Consider the following 22,853-nt stretch of genomic DNA (forward strand, 5'->3'; position numbering starts at 1 on the left):
TCAATGTCATCTCATTGGCATTTAATCGCAGGAATTCATCTAAGCGGAAATCAAGACGTGAATTTTTTGACCTGACGCATCATAAAATTCTTTAAATCATCCAAATAAGTGAAAATCACGGGAACCACCACCAGTGTCAGCAGGGTAGAGGTAATCACCCCGCCAATCACGGCATGCGCCATCGGCGCACTTTGCTCACCGCCTTCACCCAAGCCCAGCGCTAAAGGCACCATGCCCATCACCATGGCGCTTGTGGTCATGAGGATAGGCCGCAAACGGGTCTTGCCTGCGGCAATGATTGAATCATACCTTGAATTGCCTTTATCCATGGATTTTTTGATGAAATCGATCAGCAGAATCGCATTTTTCGTCACCAAGCCCATCAGCATAATAATGCCGATAATGGAAAATAAATTCAGGGTGGAGTTGAACAGGAACAGTGCAAGAAATACGCCAATTAAGGACAGCGGCAGTGAGGCCATAATGGCTGCCGGATGAATAAAGCTGTTGAATTGCGAGCCGAGTACAATATAAATAAACACAATGGACAGGGTGATGGCGGTCATGGCGTAGCCTGCTGATTCGGCCATGTCTTTATTGGCGCCTTGGGTCGCAAAATAATAACCCGGCGGCAGGTCAAAGCTGTCTTCAATCTTTTTAATGTCTGCACCGATATCGCCGGCAGGACGGCCTGCAGTGTTGGCTTCGACCAATACTTCACGGGCAAGGTCACGGCGGTTAATCTGTGATGCCCCCAATGTTTCTTCAAAACTGGCGACAGATGCAAGCGGCACCAGAATTGGCAAGCCGGCTGCATCGGTTTTTTGCGAGGTGATGTACATGCTTTGCACATCGCTTGGCAGCCTGCGGCGGTCTTCATTCAGGCGCAGATTGACATCATAAGTTTCGCCCTTTTCATCTTTCCATGTGGTGATGTTGTCGCCTGCAATCAGTGGGCGCACCACATTGGCGATCTGATTGACCGAAAGGCCCAAATCACTGGCTAAGACACGGCTGATATGAACGCCTAAGGTCGGTTTTGGCTCTTTCAGTGAGCTTTCTAAATCGACAATGCCTTTGACCTGCGATACTTGAGCCATAAAGCGGTCGGAAATCTTCTGCAGCTCATTCAGGTCAGGCCCTTTAATGGAAATCATGACCGGTTTTTGACCGCCGGATACCGTTTCATCCGCCGAGGCGACAGACGTGACCGTAATGCCGGCAACGGACTGCAGGCGGCTGCGGAATTCGTTATTTAAATCGGTTAAGCTTTGCTGGCGCTCCGTGCGCGGGGTGACAGCCACGCGGATGCTGATGTGGTTTTTACCACGGTCAGATACGCTGTTGATGGCGCCGTAAGTGGCACGGACTTCAGGATGCTGGCGGATAATTGAATCAACCTGCTTAAGCTTTGCTTGCGAGTACGCCAGCGTTGCATCAACAGGCGTTTCAAACTTGATACGGATTTCGCTTTTGTCCGGTACGGGGACAAACTCTGTCCCAATCAGCTTAGAAAGGCCCAGCGCGCCAAACAGCGAGGCGATGGCGATTAAAATCGTGATCAGGCGGAAGCGCAAAGCCAGTTTCAGCAATTTTTCATAATGATGGCTCAAATTGTCTAATTTGTTGGAGATCCAATTCAGGAAGCGTTTGACAGCGCCTGGTTTTTTATCTGGATGCTTTTTTTCAGCCCAATGCGCGGACAGCATTGGGTCAAGCGTAAAGCTGACAAACATTGAAATCAGCACTGCGGTACTGACGGTGACGCCAAACTGATAGAAAAAACGCCCAATAATGCCGCCCATGAAAGCGACGGGAAGAAATACTGCAACAATGGTCAGTGTCGTGGCCAATACGGCGAGGCCAATTTCTTTGGTGCCGTCCAGCGCGGCGGTGACATGGTCTTTGCCCATGTCTGCATGCCGGACAATATTTTCACGCACCACAATCGCATCATCAATCAACAGGCCGATACTGAGGGAGAGCGCCAGCAGAGTCATCATGTTAATCGTAAAGCCGAAGGCCCAAATGAAGGTGAGGGTGCCCAGCAAAGCAATCGGCAAAGTCATGCCGGTAATGGCGGTGGAGCGGAAAGAGCCCAAGAACAAAAGCACAATCAGAATGGCTAAAACAGCGCCTTCGATAATAGTGCGGGCAACGTCTTTAATGCTGCCGCGGATGCCTTTGGAGGAATCCACGACAATTTCAGCCGTTGTGCCTTTTGGCAGCTGGGCTTTAATTTCTTCCAGCGTTTTGCGGGTGTTGTCCGTGACTTCAATGACATTGGAGTCTGAGCTGCGCAAAATATCAATGGCTACCGCAGTTTTGCCGTTGAGGAATGCGCTGGATTCCATCTCCGCCTGACTGTCTTCAATACGGGCCACTTGCCGGAGGAAAATAGGGGCGCCATTTTTATTCGCCACCACTAAATCGCCAAAAGCCTGCGGGTGAATGACGCGGGACTTGATTTCAACCACCAATTCAGACGTTGGCTGCTTGAGCGTGCCGCCCGGAACTTCAATGTTTTCCGCCTTGAGGGTGTTTAAGACTTGATCAATGCCCAGTCCAAAGCTTTGCAGCTTTTGCGGATCGACTTGAATGCGGATTTGGCGCTGCGCATCGCCTAGCAGGTTGACTGTGCCGACACCGGAAACGGTTCTTAGCTGGGGCACAATGCGCTGTTCCAAATAAGAGCTTAAATCACGCAAGTCCATATTTTTTGATTCAAATACAATGGACATCACCGCGCTGGCTGTTGGGTCGTAGCGCTCAACAATCGGATCATCAATTTCATCGCGGAACTGCGCGCTGACAGGCGAAATTTTATCGCGGATATCCTGCGCAGCGACAGATGAAGGCACATCTAGGTTGAATTCAGCGATAATGGTCGACAGGCCTTCACTGGACTGTGAAATCACCTGCTTAAGGCCGGAAATGGTATTGATCTGATCTTCCATTTTTTTGGTAATTTCAGATTCAACGGATTCAGGCGATGCGCCAGGATAATTGGTGTAAATCACCACGAACGGGAAATCGACATCTGGAAATTCTTCAACGCCCATGCGCTGCCAAGAGGCCAAGCCAAGCACCATCAGGCAGAACATCATCATAATGGTGAAAACGGGGTACTTGACGCTAATTCGGGTAAACCACATAACAGCTATCCTGCTTTTTTTATTTATTCTTTATTGACGCTGACTTCTTTGTGAATATCATCTTCTGAAAATTTAACGCGGCTGATTAAATCGCTGCTTTCAAGGCCGCTGACCACAGCGGTATTAGTGCTGTAGCGCTGCTCTAACACCGTGACATTCAATCGGGCGATTTTATGCTGGCGCACTGCCCAAACATAGGGTTTGGCTTGGATGTCATGCACCGTATCCAGCGGAATCAGCTGTCCTGAAACCTGATTTGAGCCTAAAATAGAACCTTCAACAAAAGCGCCGATGCTGCGCGAATTGATGCGTTCAGATGGCTCTGCAAAAAATTCAATTTGGCGGCTGGCTTGATCTGCAATCGGCGAAATGCGGGATAATGTTGCGGTCAGCTTATTCGGGTTGCCTTGAATGCTGTATTCAATGGCCTGTCCAATTTTTAATGCAGACTGCATATCGCTCGGCAGCTGCGCTTGTATTTCCAAATGGCTGGGATCGACAATTTCAAACAGGGTTGCGCCTGCAGCAACCGTTTGCCCCGGTTCAACCTGACGCTTAGTGATGACTCCGCTGATAGGGCTGTAAATAGTGCCATCCTGATCCGCTTTGCGGGCTATATCCACATTTGACTGCTGAGCATTGACATTTTCCAGCTGCGCCTGATAGTCGACTTTGCTTTGTTCAAAATCCACTTTAGAAATAAATCCCTGATTCAATAAGCGCTGTTTGCGCTGCATCATCAGTTTGGCCTGATTGGCCTGCGCTTGAGCCGAAGCGAGATTGGCTTTGGCTTGCGCCAAGCGGGCCGCATTGTCCTGATTGTTTAAACGGATAAGCACCTGACCCTTGACGACAGACTGTCCGATTTGCGCATTGACAGCGGCTGCGGTTGCGGTGACTTGCGCTTGAATGCTGCTTTGGTTGACTGCGCGGACGGTGCCGGTAAAATCAGTTCTGCTGACGGATGCGCCATGCTGTACCGCAACCAGATCCTGCTGAATGAGTTCAATGGTTTTTACACTTTCAACGGGCTGCGCTGTTTCATTTTTTTGGCATGCGCTGAGCGCTATGCTCAGGCAAAGAACGCCGGATTTTAAAAAATGGGCAGTGCGGTTCCCATTAAAAAAAGTAAAGTGCTGTGCTGATCGCATGATCGTCCTTTTTATTCAGCTGTGAACCGCTGCAATCGAATAAATAAAACTATTCCATTGCTTTTAAACGTGAAATAATTCTGTCGTATTCCGCTGCTGTATTTCGATAGCTTGTTTGTAAAGATTGAATGTATTCTTTTTTTATTACGATATTTTTTTGATTATTTGTAAGCATCGTTTTTAACTGCGCAGGCACAGTTTCGCCTTTGCGGAAATGTTCACGCTCTTGACGGACGAATACAATACGGTCATTTTGCAGCTGTTTCAATTGTTCCTGCTGAAAAACCAGCTGCTTGTTGATTTGGGTCAGCGCGTCTTTTTTCTTCAGCAGCGCTGTGCTGCTGTTTCCATAGGCCCGTTTGAGCTTGCTGTCATTCGCTATTTGCTGGGCCTGGGCTGCGCGCTGAGGCGCTTGCTTAATGTCTGCTTCTGCATTATAAGGCTTATTGCGCTTAATCACCTGCATATTCTGATCAAGCGCTTCGTAGCCATAGCGGATATGGTTGGGAGTCACGCTGGTGCTGATATTGGCCACACCTTTGCTGTCATAGTAGCGGTACCAGGCGCTTTTAGGCTGCTGGGAAGCTGGAGCCGCGGCAAAGGCCATCTTTGACAATAGACAAGCAATAAAAATAATTTTTTTAGACATGCTTTGATCTTCAATGAAAGTAAGTTTTTTTCTAAACTGACTCAGCATTGGACTCCCCAGTTTAAAGTTGACTAAATTACTTATTTTAAAGTAATAAAAATGTTATATTAGTCCTAAAAGATAGAATTAAAAACCTTTCCCAGACAAAAAAAAATCGTTGGTCATTAGGAAGTGTGAAGCGGTTGTTGTTATTATTGTTTAATGTGCGGTCGAGCAGAAAATGCTCATTGAAAAAGCAAGTAAATATATGTTAAAAATGTTAATAACTTGTAAAAATATAGCTGCTCACAAAATTTGTTTGTACATCTAAAAATGGTAGGGTCATTAAATGGACGATAAATTCCAAAATCTAAAAGTCATGGTGATTGATGATTCAAAAACCATCCGCCGTACAGCAGAAACACTGCTTCAGCGTGAAGGATGTGAAGTGGTCACAGCAGTAGATGGTTTCGAAGCGCTGTCTAAAATTGCTGAAGCAAATCCAGATATTGTTTTTGTTGATATCATGATGCCGCGCCTGGACGGTTATCAAACTTGCGCGCTCATCAAAAATTCACAAAATTATCAAAATATTCCAGTTGTCATGCTTTCAAGTAAAGACGGCTTGTTTGACCAGGCGAAGGGGCGTGTCGTAGGTTCGGACGAATATTTAACCAAGCCATTCAGCAAAGATGAATTGCTGAATGCTATCCGTAATCACGTAACTGTTTAATAAAGATTTATTTTTGGGGTAATGGAATGGCGCGTATTTTAATCGTGGACGATTCACCGACAGAAACTTTCCGTTTCAAAGAGATTTTAGGGAAGCATGGTTTTGAAGTGATTGAGGCTTCAAACGGTGCGGACGGTGTGACCATGGCGCAAGCTGAATTGCCGGATTTGGTTTTGATGGATGTGGTAATGCCAGGTGTGAACGGCTTTCAGGCGACTCGTCAGATTGCACGCGGCGCAACCACTAAGCACATTCCTATTGTCATTGTCAGCACCAAGGATCAGGCCACTGACCGCGTTTGGGGCAAGCGTCAAGGCGCAGCTGACTATTTGACTAAGCCTGTTGATGAAAAACAATTAATTGATGTGATTAAGCAACACCTCAATGCAGGATAAAGCTCTATGGCAGCAAATGGATTTATCGAATTACTTCGAATAGCAAAGCGTGGCAATAAAAACTACGTTTCTACCGAAAATGAAGTAAACCGATGGTCAGGCATTGCTTTTGAGATGATGGGGCAATATTTTGTTGCTCCTTTGGGTGAAGTATCTGAAGTAATCTATCCGCCAAAATGCACCCCAGTGCCGAATACGCAGTCTTGGGTGCAGGGGTTGGCGAATATTCGGGGCCGTTTACTGTCAGTGTCTGATTTAGCGCACTACCTTTCGGGCCATCGAAGCAGTTACTCGCCGACTCAAAAAGTACTGTGCATCACTCATAATGACCATTATGTCGGTTTAATCGTGGATCAGGTTTTGGGGATTCAGCATTTCAATAAGAAAAGTTACTTTTCTGCGGGCACTGAGTTAGACAGCAATTTAACAGAATATTGCAAAGGATATTTTCACCAGCATAACCAGCAGTGGCATGTCTTCTTATTCAGCAGCTTGATGCAAAATCCTAAATATATGAACGCATCAATAAAATTTATAAATTAATTGTCGCACCTAAACATCTAGGTCGAAAACGGGGAGAGGCTGCATGGGCTTTAAACTTAAGAAGAAAAATACGGGCGAAAGCACTGGCCGTAAAAGCGGTAATGCTTTATTAGCCAAGTTTCAATCACAAACAGAGCAGTTATCGCGCGTATTTGGTGATAGTGAAAAGTCTAAGCCTTTAATCTTGGGCGCAGCCTTCTGTTTATTTGTGGCAATTTTCTTGCTGCTGTATCTTTTCTACAGTGTTCCTCGTAATAATGAGTTGACGCGAAGCTTGGGTGAATTGCGCCTATTGTCGCAAACCATTTCGCGTCAAGCGACGGAAGCGACGGCATCAGGCACGCCGGAATCAATCAAAAAGCTGACCGAATCTCAAGCTGCTTTCGAAGCCAACTTAGAGACGGTGAAAGATACACATCCAGCAACGCAAGCGTTGAAAACGGTTGAAGCGCAGTGGCAGAAAGTTTCTGACAGCATTACGCTGATTTCTTCGCAGCAGAAAATCATTAACAAATTGTATGACACGAACATTGCCATTGGTGAAACCATCCCTGGTATTCAGGCTGAATACAACCTGATGGTTGACCAAATGGCGCGTCAAAATATGCCGTCCAACCAGGTGGTGATTGCGAAGAACCAGGTATTTATTGCAGAACGTATTCTGCGTTCGATCAGTTCGGTATTAACGGGCAGTGAAAGTTCGCGTGAATCTGCGGATGACTTCAGTGCCGATACAGAAACATTCGGGTCATACTTGAATGCGCAGCTGAACGGCAGCGCGGAACTGGGTGTAGAACGTATTTCTGATGAGTCTTTACGTGAGTCTTTAGCGGGCATTAAAGCAGAGTATGATGATGTACTGAAATCCGCTGCGGCAACCATTCTTAAAAACTCAACACAAATTGTAAAAGTGCGTCAGGCTTCTGCTTCTATTTTTGCTCAGTCTGATGAACTGCTGACAAACTTAAATAAACTGTCAAGCGGCTCTAACTTGGAAATTGCGATTCCTGCACTGTTCCTGCTGCTGTGCTTAGTCGGCTTCTTAATTTGTGTATTCCGCCTGCTGGCTTTGCGTGGTCAATCAGATAAACAGCGTGTAAGCCGCTTACAGGAAGAATACGACCGTAACCAGAATGCGATTTTGCGTTTACTGGATGAGATCGCGGACTTGGCGGACGGTGACTTGCGTTCATATGCAACGGTATCTGAAGACTTCACGGGCGCTATCGCCGACTCGATTAACTTCGCAATTGACCAGTTGCGTGACCTTGTATCACGTATTACAGAAACTTCTCAAGAAGTTGCGCAGTATACGGCGAATACGCAGGGCATTACCAACCAGCTGGCTGAAGCATCAGAGCATCAGGCGCAAGAGATTGCGGGTGCATCTGCGGCGATTAACGAAATGGCAATGTCTATTGACCAAGTATCTGCCAACGCCGATGAGTCTGCTGTGGTAGCAGAACGTTCAGTACAAATTGCTGCCAATGGCGCGCAAGTTGTAAACCGCTCAATTGAGGGGATGGACACGATTCGTGAACAGATCCAGGAAACTTCAAAACGTATTAAGCGTTTGGGTGAGTCTTCGCAAGAGATTGGTAACATTGTTGCCCTGATTAACGATATTGCCGACCAAACGAACATCTTGGCATTGAACGCTGCGATTCAGGCGTCCATGGCGGGTGAAGCAGGCCGCGGTTTCGCCGTGGTAGCGGATGAAGTACAGCGTCTGGCTGAGCGTTCAGCATCTGCAACCAAACAGATTGAAGGCTTGGTAAAAACCATTCAGACCGATACCAACGAAGCGGTTATTTCCATGGAACAGACCACTTCTGAGGTTGTCCGCGGTGCAAACTTATCTAAGGATGCCGGTGTTGCACTGGATGAAATTCAGAACGTATCTGGCAACTTGGCAAAACTGATTGCGAACATTTCCGATGCTGCAAAACTTCAGTCTGCTTCTGCGGGCCATATTGCGACAACGATGAATGTTGTACAGGAAATTACATCTCAAACCACAACTGCAACCTTTGATACTGCACGTTCGGTATCTGAATTGGCGAACATGGCCGAATCATTACGTGAATCTGTATCTGACTTTAAACTTCCAGACTAAGTCAGAAGGCTTTGGGGAAATGCGCCTTGCTTAAGGGTGAGGCGCATCACGAAACACAGATAAAGCATCGTCAAGATGAATTCAACGACAACAAGTTGAGTCACGCGTGATGGTTACAATTAAGTTTGAGCACCCTGCTTGGTGGCAAAAACGTAAGAAGCCTTAGCTATGAAAGAAATATTAAAAAATTTAGTAGAAACGACTACGCTTCCGGAAGACAGCTATCTAGATCAAGATGCAGAAATTTTAGAAATTTTTGTTGAAGAAATAGAAGAAATCTTTGCTGAATTAAATTCTTTATTTACGGGTTGGCTAGAAGAACCGAACAATCCAGAAACGCTGACTACGATTCGCCGCCATTTCCATACTTTAAAAGGTTCTGGACGCATGGTGGGCGCCAAATCTGCCGGTGAAACTGCATGGATCGTGGAAGATACGCTTAACCGTGTGCTTTCAGGCACAGTTGTGCTGACGCCCGTCATCCAGAAATTTGCTCAAACAGTTTTAAATGTTTATCAGTATAAGTTGTATCCGCGGTTTAAAACGGTAGAAGAGCTGGATATTGACTTGCGCCCTTTGGTTTTATTGGGCCAGCAGCTGCAGCAGGGACTCAGCCCTGAGCCGGCACTGCAAGAATTATTAAGCCTGGCCGATGCTTTAAATGCGCCAAGCGTGTTGACCGGCCTCGAACTGGCTGATGCAGCTGAAAATGCGGAAGCAGGAACAGTCTCTGCTGCTGAAAGTGAAGACCACTATATTGAAGAAACAGTTTCGATCTTTATTGAAGAAGCTGAAGAGCATTTGCATACCATTGATCAGTTCCTGAAAACAGAAAATGATCAAGCTCAGGATTATAATGGCCTGATCCGCGCCTTGCATACCCTGCGCGGCAGCTCATCAATGGCGCAAATTGATCAGATTTTTGAAGCCAGCACAAAAGTTGAAAACCTGTTTAAAACCTTGCTGCAGGAAGACATTGTCTCTACCTCAAAAGAAAGCGCATTGCTGATTCAGTACGCTGAATTTGTCCGTGACTATCTGCTGACTATGCGTCAAGGCTCCAGCAGCCAGCTGGATGCGATCTATGAAACATTCAGCACAGCATGGAATGATTACGGTTTTGCCGCTGAAGACGTCAGCGCAGATATTAACCCGCAAGGCTTAGTGTCTAAGCTGATCGAATTGAATATTGATCAGCTGCTGGATGCAGAGTTTGAATTTGACAGCCGCGCTAAGGCTGAGTTTCCAGAATATCTGACTGTGTTGAGTTCACAGGCGAAATTGCTGCTGGATCACACGGATAACCGCGCTTCCGCAGGAATCCATGCATTCACTGCAGAATTGAAGCAGGGCTATGATGTGCTGGTCGAGAAGCCAGAACTGATGAACCTCAACTATGCGTATGAACTGTTTGCGCAAGCGCATCAAGAGTTTATCCATTTGTTCGATACCTTGGCTGCAGGTCAGCGTGTGGTTTTGAATGCTGAAGCGCAAAAATTGCTCAGTGAACTGTCTGCTTTTGTTCAGCAGGATGTAGAGCAGGCTGCTGTTCATGCACAGCCAAAAGAAGCGCAGACTCCGCTAGAAGCAGCTGTTCCGGCTGGTGTGGACTATGCGCAGTTAAGTCAGCGGATTGCCGCGGAGCGCGCTCAGCTTCAATCTGCTGAGGCAAATAAAGACTTTGATGAAGACTTGCTGGCTATCTTCCTGGAAGAAGCGGATGAACTGCTGTCGGGTATTGATGATGATTTAAGCACTTGGGCAAAAGATCAAAGCAATATTGGCGCCCTGAACAATTTAATGCGTTATTTGCACACCTTGAAAGGCGGTGCAAATATGATTTCAGCAACACATATCGGCTTAATTGCACATGAGCTGGAATTTGTTTATGAACGCATTATCCGCCAGCAAATTGCCATCAATCCAGCGCTGATTCAAATCATCCGCTTAGTTCAGGATGATGTTTCTGACCGTATCCAGACGATCCGTGATCAAAATATCGATTATCCTGCGCATGCCGTGATTGATATTGTTCAAAACATTCAGTCTCTATCTGCAGGGCAAACTGCCGCTGTTAAAGTAGATGCCGCTGAGGAAGGGCTGGCGGCGGATCAAGCATATGCGGTGGAAGCTGTTGCGGAAGAGCCAGAACAGGTATTTCCAGCTGCAGTTGAAACTGAAGGCAGTACCGCGCCTGCAGAAGAAACAGCACCGGTCGAAATGCCTCAGCCTGTGCTTGAGCAAAGCGCAGATGCAGCGGATGAGCGGGTTAGCTCGGATGAAGATCAGGCGCTGCGGACTGTTGTTGAGGAAACCTTCTTGGAAGAAGCTGAAGAAGTATTGGAAAATACAGAACAGCTGCTGGCAAAATGGTTTGAACAGCGCAGTGACCGCAGCATTTTGCTTCAACTGCAGCGTGCAGCCCACAGTATTAAAGGCGGCGCGCGTATGGTGGAGAATGAGCCTGTTGCGGCGATTTCTTACCAGCTTGAAACAACCTTTGAGCAATTTGCTGTACATCATTTCAGCTCTAATGTTTATGATGATTTGCTGCAAACGACTGTCAGCTGGTTAAAGCAGGCGATCTTCGAGAAAGACTACAGCAATTTTGACAGCATTAAATTCAGTCTGGATTCAATTGAATTTGTCAATGTAACAGCACAGCTGCCGAACAGCTTCACGCGGTCTGAGCAAAGCCCTGCGTCGCGCGGTTTTGAATTCATCCAAGGCGATGGCGCAGAGCCGCCATCGATGCAAGGTGAATGGTCAGATACGCTTAAGTCAGACAACAGCAACGAGATGATCCGAATTTCGGCTGATCTGGTTGAGAAAATGATTGACTTGGCGGGCGAAAACTCAATCAACCGTTCGCGTATTGAGATGGATTTGGGACAGCTGGGCAATACCCTGAACGAGATGGAATTGGCCATCAAGCGTTTGGCTGACCAGCTGCGCCGAATGGAAGGCGAGTTGGAGTCGCAGATTATTGCGAAGCATGGCTCTGAAAATTCGCGCTATGCCGATTTTGACCCATTGGAAATGGACCAGTATTCATCGCTGAACCAGCTGTCTAAATCTTTGGCTGAATCAGCATCGGATTTGGTTGACTTTAAGAGTACGCTGTCTGAAAAAATCCGCGATACCGAAGGCTTGCTGCTTCAGCAATCACGCATTCAGGCCGAAATTCAAGAAAGCCTGATGCGCACCCGTCTGGTGCCGTTCTCGCGCATGCTGCCGCGTTTGCAGCGTATTGTGCGTCAAACTTCATCTACCTTGAACCGTCCCGCAGAATTGATTGTGCAGAATACCGAAGGTGAGCTGGACCGTACAATTTTAGAGCGCCTGGTGACGCCATTTGAGCACATGCTCCGTAATGCGATCGACCATGGCTTGGAAGATACGGCTGACCGCATAGCGCTGAACAAGCCGGAAGTGGGCAACATTGTTTTAAACATCAGCCGTCAAGGCACCGATGTTTTGGTCACGTTCAGTGATGACGGCAAAGGCATTGATGAAGGGAAGATTAAGGCCAAAGCCTTAAGTCAAGGTTTGATCAAAGAAGATCAGCTCTTGGATAAGCAGGAAATTCTGCAGCTGATTTTCCATCCGGGCTTCAGTACCGCGCAGGCTGTTACGCAAATTTCCGGACGCGGGGTAGGTCTGGATGTTGTGCAAAGTGAAATTAAAGCGCTGGGCGGGCATGTAACGGTCGAGTCTGAATTGGGCAAAGGCACGTCCTTTACCATCCGTGTGCCGACCACCGTGGCGGTCAGTGATGCCTTGATGGTGAAAGCCGGTGATCAGCAGTTTGCGATTTCTCTGGCGCAAATTGACCGTATTGTGCGTATTGCGCCGTCAGCGCTGGAAGACTATTTCAGCAGCAAGGCAGATACCTTTAAAATTGACAATACGCATTACAAATTGCGCTATTTATCCGAGTTCGTTTCTAATTTGCCTACACCGCGTTTAGGCCAAATCGCGCACTCCTTGCCGGTGCTGCTGATTAAAGGCAACAGCGGCCAAACCATTGCGCTGCTGGTTGATCAGCTGATTGGCTCGCGTGCGCAAATTGTAGTTAAGCCAATTGGCCAGCAGTTCTCTAATGTTGGCGTGATCGCAGGCGCGACGATTCTGGGTGATGGCCAAGTTTGCTTAATTTTGGACGGCCAGAGCATTGCGCGTCAGATTCAGGCGACACAGCGCGTTAAGCGCAGTAAAGATCAGCGTGATCTGTCACGCCACGGCAATGCGCGCCGCTTAGTCATGATTGTGGATGACTCGGTAACGGTGCGTAAGGTGACATCTCGCTTGCTGGAACGTCAAGGCTATGACATTGTGACGGCGAAAGATGGTGTGGACGCCATAGAACAGCTGGAAAATGTAAGACCAGACTTGATGCTGCTGGATATTGAAATGCCGCGCATGGATGGTTTTGAAGTGACGAACTTGGTTCGCCATCATGACATTCACCAAGACTTGCCGATTATCATGATTACCTCGCGTACTGGTGAAAAACACCGTGAGCGCGCGTTCAGCTTGGGTGTAACGCACTATATGGGCAAGCCGTTCCAGGAAGCGGAACTGCTGGCCAATATTGAAAGTTTAATTGCAGAGAAACAGGAGTAATCAATGAGTCAGACTACTGTATCCAATGAGATTAGCCAGCAGGAGCTGCAGCATTTAATTACGGTTTCTACCGGATTTATTGATGCATATATCATTGATTGCCATGGCAAAGAGCCGATGCTGCTGCCGCAAAATATTGTCTTGTCAGCACTGGACAGTGAAACTCAGGTGCAAAGCGTGCAATGGCATGAATTGAATTTGCCGGTTTATGCGGTGAATGAACCTGAACGTCTAAATGGCGTGGCGCTGGTCATTGAAGGTGAAGATGTCAGTCAGCGCTTTGCGCTGATGTGCAATGAAATGCCGAAATCAGTCCGTTTGCGTATTTCAGAAATTGTGGATGAAGATCATGTTATGTCTGACCCGGCCATTTTCCAGTATGTGCGCATGGGTGATCAGATCTATCACATACCGAATTTGACTCACATTCAGTCAGCTATTGGCTTGTAAACTCACAGAATGTTAAGCATAAAAAAAGGAACTCAGTGGAGTTCCTTTTTTTATGCATGATTTAAATTAAGCCAATAAGCCTTCTAAAATTTGCTCATAAATTTCAGCCAAAGGCTCTAAATCATTCACATTCACATGTTCATTGACCTGATGAATGGTGGCATTCAGCACACCCAGCTCCAGCACTTGAGCGCCAGTCGGTGCAATAAAGCGCCCATCCGAGGTGCCGCCGCTGGTGGAAAGCTCAGTTTCAACACCTGTCACATTCAGGATCGCTGTTTTTGCCGCATTTACCAGCTCACCGACTGGGGTCAAAAACGGCAAGCCAGACAGCGTCCATTCAATATCATAATCAACATTTTGGCGGTCTAAAATTTCAAGCGTGCGGGATTTGAGTTCTTCTGCGGTGACTTCAGTCGAGTAGCGGAAGTTAAACAGCGCTGTCATTGTGCCCGGAACCACGTTGGTCGCGCCAGTGCCTGAATTGATATTTGAAATTTGGAAAGAGGTTGCCGGGAAGTACTCATTGCCGTTGTCCCAAACAGTTTCACACAATTCTGCAAGGGCTTTAGACGCCGTATGAATCGGATTGACCGCAAGATGCGGATACGCTACATGGCCCTGCTTGCCTTTTACCGTGAGTTTGGCATTTAAAGACCCGCGGCGGCCATTTTTAACAATATCGCCCAGCGTATTGGTGCTTGATGGTTCGCCGACTAAGCACCAGTCCATTTTTTCATTGCGGGCTTCCAGCGTTTCGACCACTTTCACAGTGCCGTTAATGGATGGGCCTTCTTCATCTGAAGTAATTAAAAAAGCGATTGAGCCTTTATGATTTGGATGTTTTGCAGTGAAGCGTTCAGAAGCAACCACCATTGCTGCCAGCGCAGTTTTCATATCTGCGCTGCCGCGGCCATAAAGCTTGCCGTCGCGGATTTCAGGGAAAAAGGGGTTTGAATTCCAGTCTTCCAGACTGCCCGTCGGAACCACATCGGTATGTCCGGCAAAACAGAAAACAGGAGACTCCGCACCGCGGCGCGCCCACAAGTTATCAACGTCATCAAAACGCATATGTTCAATAGTGAAGCCTGCTTTTTCCAAGCGGTCCGCCATAATGGTTTGGCAAGTATGATCGACAGGAGTTACTGAAGGCTGACGCAGAAGCTCTAGGCTGAGATCGAGGGTCGCTGATGATGAAGTCATGCTGAATCTTAAAGTCTAAAATGTCGCAATATAATAGGCGAATCAGCAAAATAAGGGAAAAATTAAACGTAAAAAAACCTTATCAGCCGATAAGGTTTTTGATGGACAGGATAAATTACATTTTATTTTCGGTTTTTTCCGCGGTATTGGTGACTGCATCGCCCGCTTTCGATACATCTTTACCAAAACCTTTGAATGTGTTGCAGCCCGTTAAAGCAAAAGCCACGATCAGTGAAGCAGCAAGAATTTTTTTCATCATCATCTCCATAATTATGAATAATTAAATTATTCTGATGTGAGAGTTAGATTAAAAAATACACAGGTTAAACTGTATACAGTTTTTATAGTGCTTCAGTAAGCAAATGTAATACCTCGATCTGACAGCAGCATCAGACATGATTCGCCAGTAAGCTGGGCTGACGGTACATATAGTAGTGCTCATGCCGTGCCGACTTATATAGGCCATCCGTCCACCATTTTGGGCTTAGACTGCTGGCGGACGGATTGGCGCAAATCCATTCGTGGCGCTGCAGGCGGTAAAAGCCTTGAGATTTTTCCGGGATTTGGTGTCCCCATAAGCCGATTCTGCGCGCAGGATTAATCCAGGCGGGCAGGGCTGCCTCGGCGCTGGCTGCCGGCAGGTATAACTGGCCTTTTAAAATGCAGTAGCGGCGCTGAATAGGCTGTTCCAAAGCATCGGAAAATTGGAACTGCTTTGCTGTAAAATGCTGCAGTTTCCGGCTGAGCGTATCAGTGCGGTTCAGGCCGTACCAAAAGGGCAGTGAAAAATCGCGCTCCGCCAAATAATACTTCAGCGCTACTTCCCAGTGTTCAACTTCATGCGTGGTACTGTTGAATAATACAAAATCCAGTTCACCCAGCGTGCGCGCGCCGGCAATTTTTTGAATGCTGTGGCCCAGCAGTTGATAGGGGTGATACTGATGGTCAAGCAGCCAGAACCAAATAAACATTTCGAAACGCAAACCCAGCCGGGTGCTTTTTAATTGCTGCAGAAAGCGGATCAGCTCATCAGGATGCTGATCTAAATACTGCAGGCGCAGCCAATAGTTGTCCAAATGCTTTACCCAGACGGCATTTTCATGAAATTGAAATGAATGCGTTATGGGCAGTTCAGCAGGCAGGCAGCCAAGAATATTGGCGCTGCCGATGCAAAATGCCAGTTGGCGGACCAGCGGCTGTGACAATTGCAGCCAGCGTTCATCCAGATCAGTATTTAAAAAAATAAGGTGCATGTATCGCCTGAGGAAAGTGCAGAATAACAACGGATAAATTGCAAAAACACTTTATACTACCTTAATTCTGAAAGTTGGGCTGTGGTATGAAGACGTTGTTTTGGCGAAGCCTTGTGGTGATTTTTGTCATACTGGGTTTTATCGGCGCAATATTGCCGGGAATGCCAACAACAGTGTTTTTGATTTTGGCCGCTTGGGCGGCGTCCAAAGGCTGGCCGCAAATGGATGAATGGCTTCTGAACCATCCTAAATATGGCCCAACCCTGCGCGCATGGCGCGAAAATGGCACAGTGCCGCGCAAAGCCAAGTGGATTGCCAGCATCATGATGCTGATCAGCGGCATGATTATGCTGTTTACCAGCGCACCCTTTGCGGTGAAGGTTTTTACGGATGTGACGATGCTGCTGGTAGCCGTCTGGCTGTGGCTGCGCCCAGAGCCTCCGCAGTTAAGCATCAATATGAATTGTGAAAAGACTGAGAAAGACAAATGACGCAATACGCGCTGGATCAAGCTGACATTATCATTGATTTAAAGCATCAGACTTTAAGCTTAAATAAGCTGAATAAGTTTTATGTGATTTCTACAGGTAAAAATGGCATTGGGGAAGCAGAAAACAGCGGCAAAACACCGCGCGGCTGGCATGCCATTGCTGAGAAGTTTGGAGCCGAACAGCCTTTAAACACAGTATTTATTGCCCGCAAGCCGACAGGGGAGATTTACAGCCAGGAATTAGCGGCACAGCATCCTGAACGTGACTGGATATTATCACGCATACTCTGGCTAAGCGGCTTGGAAGATGGGTTTAACTGCGGAGACGGCTGCGACACCTATCAGCGCTATATTTATATTCACGGTACGCCGGACTCTGAACCGATGGGCATTCCAATGTCACACGGCTGCATCCGCATGCGCAACAGCGATATTGCAGAATTGTTTGAGCTGATTCCAGAGCAGGCTTTGGTTTATATTGCAGAATAAAGAAAGGGGAATGCTGCATTAAAGCAGCGTGTGCAGAATATGCATAGCGCTGCAACTGCTGAGGCCTTTCAGTTCTTTTTTGCATCAGAAGAGCGCTAAAGAAGACAAGGCTGAGAGATGAGGCTTATCATATTTGGCATATGATGATTTAAATTGAAGCTAAACCAATCAAGCTGTCAATTGATGGGAAATTTAAGCGGTAAGAAGTAGTATTTTTATTGAGGAACAGCTGTTAAAAAGTAGCTGAATTTAGATATGCATTTAAAAATTATACAAAAAATGCAGGTTTTTACAGCATATCACCTATTTTTTAATCACTCAGGCTTAAAAAGTGGAAAACTCGCAGAAAAGCGTTTGACACTCGGTCAAGATTCTCTATAATGCACCTCATCAAACGATGAAGACGTTTTGAAAGGGCGCTTAGCTCAGTTGGTAGAGCGTCTGCCTTACAAGCAGAATGTCGGCGGTTCGATCCCGTCAGCGCCCACCAAGCTTTTTCAGCGTTAAGATATTAAAGTGCAGCGGTAGTTCAGTTGGTTAGAATACCGGCCTGTCACGCCGGGGGTCGCGGGTTCGAGTCCCGTCCGCTGCGCCACTTTAAGTCTTAATATTCGTTTGAACCACAATAGCGACATTGTGTAAATGCAGCGGTAGTTCAGTTGGTTAGAATACCGGCCTGTCACGCCGGGGGTCGCGGGTTCGAGTCCCGTCCGCTGCGCCATTTACATGATTGATCTTTTGAGGGCGCTTAGCTCAGTTGGTAGAGCGTCTGCCTTACAAGCAGAATGTCGGCGGTTCGATCCCGTCAGCGCCCACCAAGCTTTTTCAGCGTTAAGATATTAAAGTGCAGCGGTAGTTCAGTTGGTTAGAATACCGGCCTGTCACGCCGGGGGTCGCGGGTTCGAGTCCCGTCCGCTGCGCCATTTTAAGAATAAATGCACCAAACCCTTAAAGGGCGCTTAGCTCAGTTGGTAGAGCGTCTGCCTTACAAGCAGAATGTCGGCGGTTCGATCCCGTCAGCGCCCACCATATTCTTTGTGATGCAGCGGTAGTTCAGTTGGTTAGAATACCGGCCTGTCACGCCGGGGGTCGCGGGTTCGAGTCCCGTCCGCTGCGCCATTTTAAGAATAAATGCACCAAACCCTTAAAGGGCGCTTAGCTCAGTTGGTAGAGCGTCTGCCTTACAAGCAGAATGTCGGCGGTTCGATCCCGTCAGCGCCCACCATATCTTTTAAGATATAAAGTGTACTTCCTAGAAGTAACGTGATGCAGCGGTAGTTCAGTTGGTTAGAATACCGGCCTGTCACGCCGGGGGTCGCGGGTTCGAGTCCCGTCCGCTGCGCCATTTATCTTAAAATGTCTTAAATTCCTGAGATTTAAGATATTTCAAATACCAAGACTACGCACTCCGTTTGTCTTGCGTCATAAAAACAACGCTGTTGTTTTTATTCCTCAGGGCGCTTAGCTCAGTTGGTAGAGCGTCTGCCTTACAAGCAGAATGTCGGCGGTTCGATCCCGTCAGCGCCCACCATATATTTCCTCTAAAGCTTGCCTAATAGTTTATTTTTTCATAGAATTTACAGTCTATAATAATTTTAATACATCTATGTGATCTATGAGAAATCCATATCAGCGCAAGGCAGCGGCTAAAACTCAAACAGCATCTTACAATCCTCAAGACATTTATAAACAATTTATTGAAACTATGGTTGCGCAAGCTGGATTGATTGCATTGTATCAGGACGGCTGGGCATTATGCGCAACACCCACAGGGCAAAAAGCCTTTGCTGTCTGGAAAAATAAAAGCCTCGCAAAATTATTAATTAAAGACAATTGGGCCAATTACGAAACGCAGGAAATCAGCCTGAAAGATTTCATTGAAAAAGTGATTCCATTCTTGCGTGAACAAAACACAGCCGTGTCTATGGATCTAACCCCGGAAGGGCAGAATATTTTGGTCGCGCCTGAAAAACTGCTGTTGGATTTAAAGAATTATTTATATCAGGTCTATGTGCAAAAGCCGGATTTTTTTAAAGATCTGAATATTCCATTGCCGCGCAATATCCGAATCAATTAAAAGTTTTCATTAGCCCGTGTACTAATATTCATTCAGCAGCCAGCCGCTTAGAAACGCGAAATATTCACGCAGCCAAGAGTTATAGCGGATATACAGCGGTGTTGGCGCACTGATTGTGTAAATATGGCTGTAGCCTTCATGCTTGGCAATAGCCGCCGCACGCGGCAGATGAAAGTCACTGCTGACGATAGCAACCGGCTGATCGGCACGAATATGCAGCTGAGCTAAAACCGCTTTGCTGTTGGCCAGATTTAATGCGGTACTGGTGCTTTGATCTTCTAAATAAATCCGCTGCGCCGGCAAATGATGTGCCTGCAGCATATATTGCCGCATGACTGCGGCTTCAGACACTTTTTCATGCCTGCCGTAACCGCCTGTCATAATGATGGCTGCCTGAGGATTTTGCTGTGCCGCTGGAACGGCCGCATCCAAGCGGGCTTTGAGTGTCGGTGAAGGCTGTCCATTTTCAATGCCGCTGCCCAATACAATAATGGCGCGGACTTTGGGAATGCTGGCGGATTGCTGTGAACTGTAGTGCAGATAGGCAAAGAATCCAGCCAAACTTATTAACCAGAGCCAAAAAACTGCCCAGCTGACCCGCCAAAAAGAATGAACTTTTGGATGCTGAGCTAAAAAGCGCTGAATAGCGCCATAAAATATGGCCGTCATCATAAAGATCAGGCCAATGAAAATGGGCAGGACAATGCCTAAGTGAATTTTGTCCAAAGACAGCAGCCACAGGCCATCCACGATTAAGAGAAACCCAAAGGCAAACAGCAGGACTCTTTTCATACAGCTCAAGTATTTTGCTGGAGTAGATTGAGCAGTTTAAACAATTTGATGGCAATAAAAAACCGAGCGCTGAGGCTCGGTTTTTTATTGGCTTAAAGCGCAATGATTCGGCTTAGTAGACATCGCGGCGGTAGCGGCCATCCTGTTTCAGCTGATCCACCTCAGTTTCGCCTAAAATCTCCCGCAAGGCCGAATCTACATCGCTGGCCATGCCGTTGATGCTGCCGCAAACATAAATCACTGCACCATTTTCGATCCATTTTTGCAGTTCAGCAGCCTGTTTCCGCAGTTTATGGTGCACATAGATTTTTTCAGCCTGATCGCGTGAGAAAGCCAAGTCTAGATGCTGCAGCATGCCTGTACTTTGCCAAGCTTCGATTGTGCTTTGGAAGAAGAAATCATGCTCACGCTGGCGTTCACCGAAAATCAGCCAGTTGTCTGTATAGCCTGAACGGATGCGTGAACTGAGCAGGCTCATTAAGCCGGCAATGCCTGTGCCGTTGCCGATGAGGATAATCGGGCGGTTATCATGAATCAGATGGAAGGATTCATTGGTGCGGATGCGCATGGCAATTTCACTGTTGACGGCAGCATGCTGGGTCAGCCAGCCAGAACCTAGGCCAAGCTGCCCTTGAGCATCGGATTGCTGACGCACCACTAAACGCAAGACTTGCTGTTCAGGAATACTGGCAATGGAATACTCGCGGGAAGGCAGAACAGGAAGCTGTTCCAGCAAATGATCCAGAGTGGCAAAAGGTTCGGCTTTTACAGTCAAATCACGGTTCCAGAGCATTTCTGCAATGCTTTTGGCGGTGGATTCAACCGCTGCATTTGCACTGATGCTGTATTTAGCCAAGAAAGCCTCAATGCGCGCTGCACTGTTGCCTGGCTGGATTTCAGCAATATCGCCGGCCTGCCAATGCACATCATGTTTTGGAGTGAATTCCAAATTGAAGGCAGGGGAGCCCAGGCTGTCTGGGTTCAACAGCGTGCGCTGTTTAAGTGTCCAGACATCAAAAGTCTTATTGATCGTCATGGCCTGCAGATCCAGCTTAGTCACTGCTGCTAAAGCAGTATTCCATTGCTGTACGGCCGCTGCATCGCCATTATTCACTTCAATGACATCAAAGAGTGCATTGGCGCCATTTTGAGACAGCCAAGTGAATGCTCTATGGCCAAAAGCGCAATAGCTGTCAGGGTATTCTTTAGATCCGAGGGCCAGCACGGCAAACTTCAGATGGCTGAAGTCCTGCTGCTGCGGCATGAGTTTTTTCTCAAAAGCAGAAGCTGAATCCGGCGCTTCGCCTGTGCCGTAGGTGCTGGCAATCATCAGGAGTTGCGTGGCTTGCTTAAGGTCATCCATAGTCAGCTGCTGAACTGCTTTAACCGCGGCGGGCTGGCGCGCTTCCTGCAGGCTAACGGCTGTGCGCCAAGCCAGTTGTTCGGCTAAGCCTGTTTGCGAGGCATAGACGATCAGCCAAGGCTGGGCATTTGGGTCTGCGGATATAGGCGCTAAGCTGCTGCGCGCCTGCACGGCCAAGCGCTTTTGCTTGCGGCGCTTCAGATACAGCATCCAGCCAGTCACAAAGAACAGCGGCATGATCAAAGAAGCCAGCATCGCTGCGAACTGATAGACCGGGCCAAAGAAGCTGCCGCGGTGCACAGGCAGCATGCTGCTCATGATTTTTTCGTTGAGCTTTTTGTCTTCGTACAGCTCTAATTTTTGAATCTTGGCTGCTGAATAATCATAGGTGGCTTTATTGCGTGCGCGCTCATGCTGCGGCACTGCATCTGTAAACTGGATTTCCAGTTCGCCATTGGCTTTTTTCGGAATATTGAAGGTGATGCTTGAATATTCACGGCCAACTTGAGTATTGAAGCCTGTCCACGTTTGGGCAAGTGCAAGACTGATCTGCTCAGGCTTTAAGCCTTTTTTCTCTCCGCGGCCTTCTTGTTTGCCTTCAGCCTGTTCTGCGGAGCCTGCAGATTTTTGTCCGGCGCGCGGCTGCTCTTGGCCTTCACGCGGCCCATCACCGCCTTTGCCGGCCCCATTTTTAGCCTGCATTTCGGCCTGCGGACGCTCCACTCCCATCACTTTAAACATGCCGTCCCGCCACCAGCCATACGACCAGTACAGTCCTGTAAACGCCAGCAACAGATAGAAAATGACGACCCATGTGCCAATCACGGCATGCAAGTCCCACAGGAAATTGCGGCCTTTTAATTGCGGCTTGACCATCAGCCATTGTTTGAATGAATGCTTTTTAGGCCAGCGTAAATAAATCCCGCTCAAAATAAAATAAATTAAGATCAGGGTTGATGCGCCTGTCAGCTGCTTGCCAAACTCACCTACGGTTAAATTGCGGTGCAGCTGCTGAATGAATTGGAAAAATTCACGGCCTTTGACTTCGGGCAATATTTCAGCTGAGTAAGGGTTAATCATCATGTTATAGCCCTTGCGCGCGCCTTCTTTTACGATATTGACGGAAGAAGAGGCTGCAGGGTCATGATCTATGGTGATGCTGTTGATTTTTATAGAAGGATCGGTCTGCTGAAAATGCTGATAAATTTGCGCAGGCGTCAGTTTTTCTTTTTGTTCGGCTTTTACCGTATAGCTTTCCTGATTCAGCCATTTTTGAATCGGCTGTTCATAAGAATAGATTGCGCCCGTCACCCCCATAATAGAAAGGATTAAACCGGCGCTGATTCCGAGGAACCAGTGAATTTGGAAGAGGGTCTTTTTAAACATGGC

At 47.3% G+C, this 22,853-nt stretch carries 17 protein-coding genes and 10 tRNA genes; 19 read left to right on the forward strand and 8 right to left on the reverse strand.

Annotation, left to right across the window (positions count from 1 at the left end; translation table 11 throughout):
• Positions 1–50: 50 nt before the first annotated feature.
• The 3 genes from F941_RS03735 to F941_RS03745 are packed head-to-tail and all read right to left on the reverse strand — an operon-like array spanning position 51 to position 5,003.
• Positions 51–3,155, reverse strand: coding sequence for an efflux RND transporter permease subunit (locus F941_RS03735; RefSeq protein WP_005008052.1), 3,105 nt, complete (start codon positions 3,153–3,155; stop codon positions 51–53).
• Positions 3,156–3,178: 23 nt separating this feature from the next.
• Positions 3,179–4,306, reverse strand: a complete 1,128-nt coding sequence (locus F941_RS03740; RefSeq protein WP_005008055.1) for an efflux RND transporter periplasmic adaptor subunit — start codon at positions 4,304–4,306, stop codon at positions 3,179–3,181.
• 49 nt (positions 4,307–4,355) lie between these two features.
• Positions 4,356–5,003: a hypothetical protein gene (locus F941_RS03745; RefSeq protein ID WP_005008056.1), complete on the reverse strand. Its 648-nt coding sequence runs from the start codon at positions 5,001–5,003 to the stop codon at positions 4,356–4,358.
• Between the two features lie 280 nt (positions 5,004–5,283).
• On the opposite strand from F941_RS03745, the gene pilG reads away from it, so the two are divergent.
• The 6 genes from pilG to F941_RS03775 all read left to right on the forward strand — a co-directional run bounded on the left by pilG (position 5,284) and on the right by F941_RS03775 (position 13,797).
• Positions 5,284–5,667, forward strand: coding sequence for a twitching motility response regulator PilG (gene pilG / locus F941_RS03750; RefSeq protein WP_005008057.1), 384 nt, complete (start codon positions 5,284–5,286; stop codon positions 5,665–5,667).
• A 26-nt stretch (positions 5,668–5,693) separates the two neighbouring features.
• Positions 5,694–6,062 (forward strand): response regulator, encoded by a 369-nt coding sequence (locus F941_RS03755; protein ID WP_005008058.1) that lies wholly within the window; start codon positions 5,694–5,696, stop codon positions 6,060–6,062.
• Between the two features lie 6 nt (positions 6,063–6,068).
• A complete protein-coding gene (locus F941_RS03760) occupies positions 6,069–6,605 on the forward strand; it encodes a chemotaxis protein CheW (protein WP_005008059.1) in 537 nt (178 codons plus the stop codon).
• A 43-nt stretch (positions 6,606–6,648) separates the two neighbouring features.
• Positions 6,649–8,721: a methyl-accepting chemotaxis protein gene (locus F941_RS03765; RefSeq protein ID WP_005008060.1), complete on the forward strand. Its 2,073-nt coding sequence runs from the start codon at positions 6,649–6,651 to the stop codon at positions 8,719–8,721.
• A 168-nt stretch (positions 8,722–8,889) separates the two neighbouring features.
• Positions 8,890–13,347, forward strand: a complete 4,458-nt coding sequence (locus F941_RS03770) for a hybrid sensor histidine kinase/response regulator (RefSeq protein WP_005008061.1) — start codon at positions 8,890–8,892, stop codon at positions 13,345–13,347.
• A 3-nt stretch (positions 13,348–13,350) separates the two neighbouring features.
• Positions 13,351–13,797 (forward strand): hypothetical protein, encoded by a 447-nt coding sequence (locus F941_RS03775; protein WP_005008064.1) that lies wholly within the window; start codon positions 13,351–13,353, stop codon positions 13,795–13,797.
• 66 nt (positions 13,798–13,863) lie between these two features.
• Here the strand turns inward: F941_RS03775 and dapE are convergent, their stop codons facing one another.
• The 3 genes from dapE to F941_RS03790 all read right to left on the reverse strand — a co-directional run bounded on the left by dapE (position 13,864) and on the right by F941_RS03790 (position 16,253).
• Positions 13,864–15,000, reverse strand: coding sequence for a succinyl-diaminopimelate desuccinylase (gene dapE / locus F941_RS03780; protein ID WP_005008066.1), 1,137 nt, complete (start codon positions 14,998–15,000; stop codon positions 13,864–13,866).
• Positions 15,001–15,115: 115 nt separating this feature from the next.
• Positions 15,116–15,259: an entericidin A/B family lipoprotein gene (locus F941_RS03785; RefSeq protein WP_099048129.1), complete on the reverse strand. Its 144-nt coding sequence runs from the start codon at positions 15,257–15,259 to the stop codon at positions 15,116–15,118.
• Between the two features lie 130 nt (positions 15,260–15,389).
• Complete coding sequence (locus F941_RS03790; protein ID WP_005008070.1) at positions 15,390–16,253, reverse strand: DUF1853 family protein; 864 nt, start codon at positions 16,251–16,253, stop codon at positions 15,390–15,392.
• Positions 16,254–16,339: 86 nt separating this feature from the next.
• On the opposite strand from F941_RS03790, the gene F941_RS03795 reads away from it, so the two are divergent.
• From F941_RS03795 to F941_RS03855, 13 genes are all read left to right on the forward strand, one after another.
• Entirely contained in the window at positions 16,340–16,744 is a 405-nt protein-coding gene (locus F941_RS03795) for a YbaN family protein (RefSeq protein ID WP_005008071.1), read from the forward strand.
• Positions 16,741–17,232: a cell wall-recycling L,D-carboxypeptidase ElsL gene (elsL, locus tag F941_RS03800; RefSeq protein WP_005008072.1), complete on the forward strand. Its 492-nt coding sequence runs from the start codon at positions 16,741–16,743 to the stop codon at positions 17,230–17,232. The genes F941_RS03795 and elsL overlap by 4 nt, the downstream gene beginning before the upstream one ends.
• Before the next feature lie 414 nt (positions 17,233–17,646).
• Positions 17,647–17,722 (forward strand) — tRNA-Val (locus F941_RS03805).
• Positions 17,723–17,750: 28 nt separating this feature from the next.
• Positions 17,751–17,827 (forward strand) — tRNA-Asp (locus F941_RS03810).
• A 49-nt stretch (positions 17,828–17,876) separates the two neighbouring features.
• Positions 17,877–17,953 (forward strand) — tRNA-Asp (locus tag F941_RS03815).
• 21 nt (positions 17,954–17,974) lie between these two features.
• A tRNA-Val gene (locus F941_RS03820) sits at positions 17,975–18,050 on the forward strand.
• Between the two features lie 28 nt (positions 18,051–18,078).
• A tRNA-Asp gene (locus tag F941_RS03825) sits at positions 18,079–18,155 on the forward strand.
• A gap of 30 nt (positions 18,156–18,185) precedes the next feature.
• Positions 18,186–18,261: transfer RNA gene (locus F941_RS03830), tRNA-Val, on the forward strand.
• 13 nt (positions 18,262–18,274) lie between these two features.
• Positions 18,275–18,351 (forward strand) — tRNA-Asp (locus F941_RS03835).
• Between the two features lie 30 nt (positions 18,352–18,381).
• Positions 18,382–18,457, forward strand: a tRNA-Val gene (locus F941_RS03840).
• A gap of 43 nt (positions 18,458–18,500) precedes the next feature.
• A tRNA-Asp gene (locus F941_RS03845) sits at positions 18,501–18,577 on the forward strand.
• 110 nt (positions 18,578–18,687) lie between these two features.
• Positions 18,688–18,763, forward strand: a tRNA-Val gene (locus F941_RS03850).
• Positions 18,764–18,847: 84 nt separating this feature from the next.
• Positions 18,848–19,309 (forward strand): DUF2750 domain-containing protein, encoded by a 462-nt coding sequence (locus F941_RS03855; RefSeq protein ID WP_005008074.1) that lies wholly within the window; start codon positions 18,848–18,850, stop codon positions 19,307–19,309.
• A 21-nt stretch (positions 19,310–19,330) separates the two neighbouring features.
• On the opposite strand, the gene F941_RS03860 is transcribed toward F941_RS03855, so the two are convergent.
• Positions 19,331–20,101, reverse strand: coding sequence for a YdcF family protein (locus F941_RS03860; RefSeq protein WP_005008078.1), 771 nt, complete (start codon positions 20,099–20,101; stop codon positions 19,331–19,333).
• A gap of 112 nt (positions 20,102–20,213) precedes the next feature.
• On the reverse strand, positions 20,214–22,850 hold the full coding sequence (locus F941_RS03865; RefSeq protein WP_005008079.1) for a PepSY domain-containing protein: 2,637 nt from the start codon (positions 22,848–22,850) through the stop codon (positions 20,214–20,216).
• Positions 22,851–22,853: the final 3 nt, after the last annotated feature.

Origin of the sequence: Acinetobacter bouvetii DSM 14964 = CIP 107468 (assembly GCF_000368865.1) — a bacterium.
Lineage (GTDB): Bacteria > Pseudomonadota > Gammaproteobacteria > Pseudomonadales > Moraxellaceae > Acinetobacter > Acinetobacter bouvetii.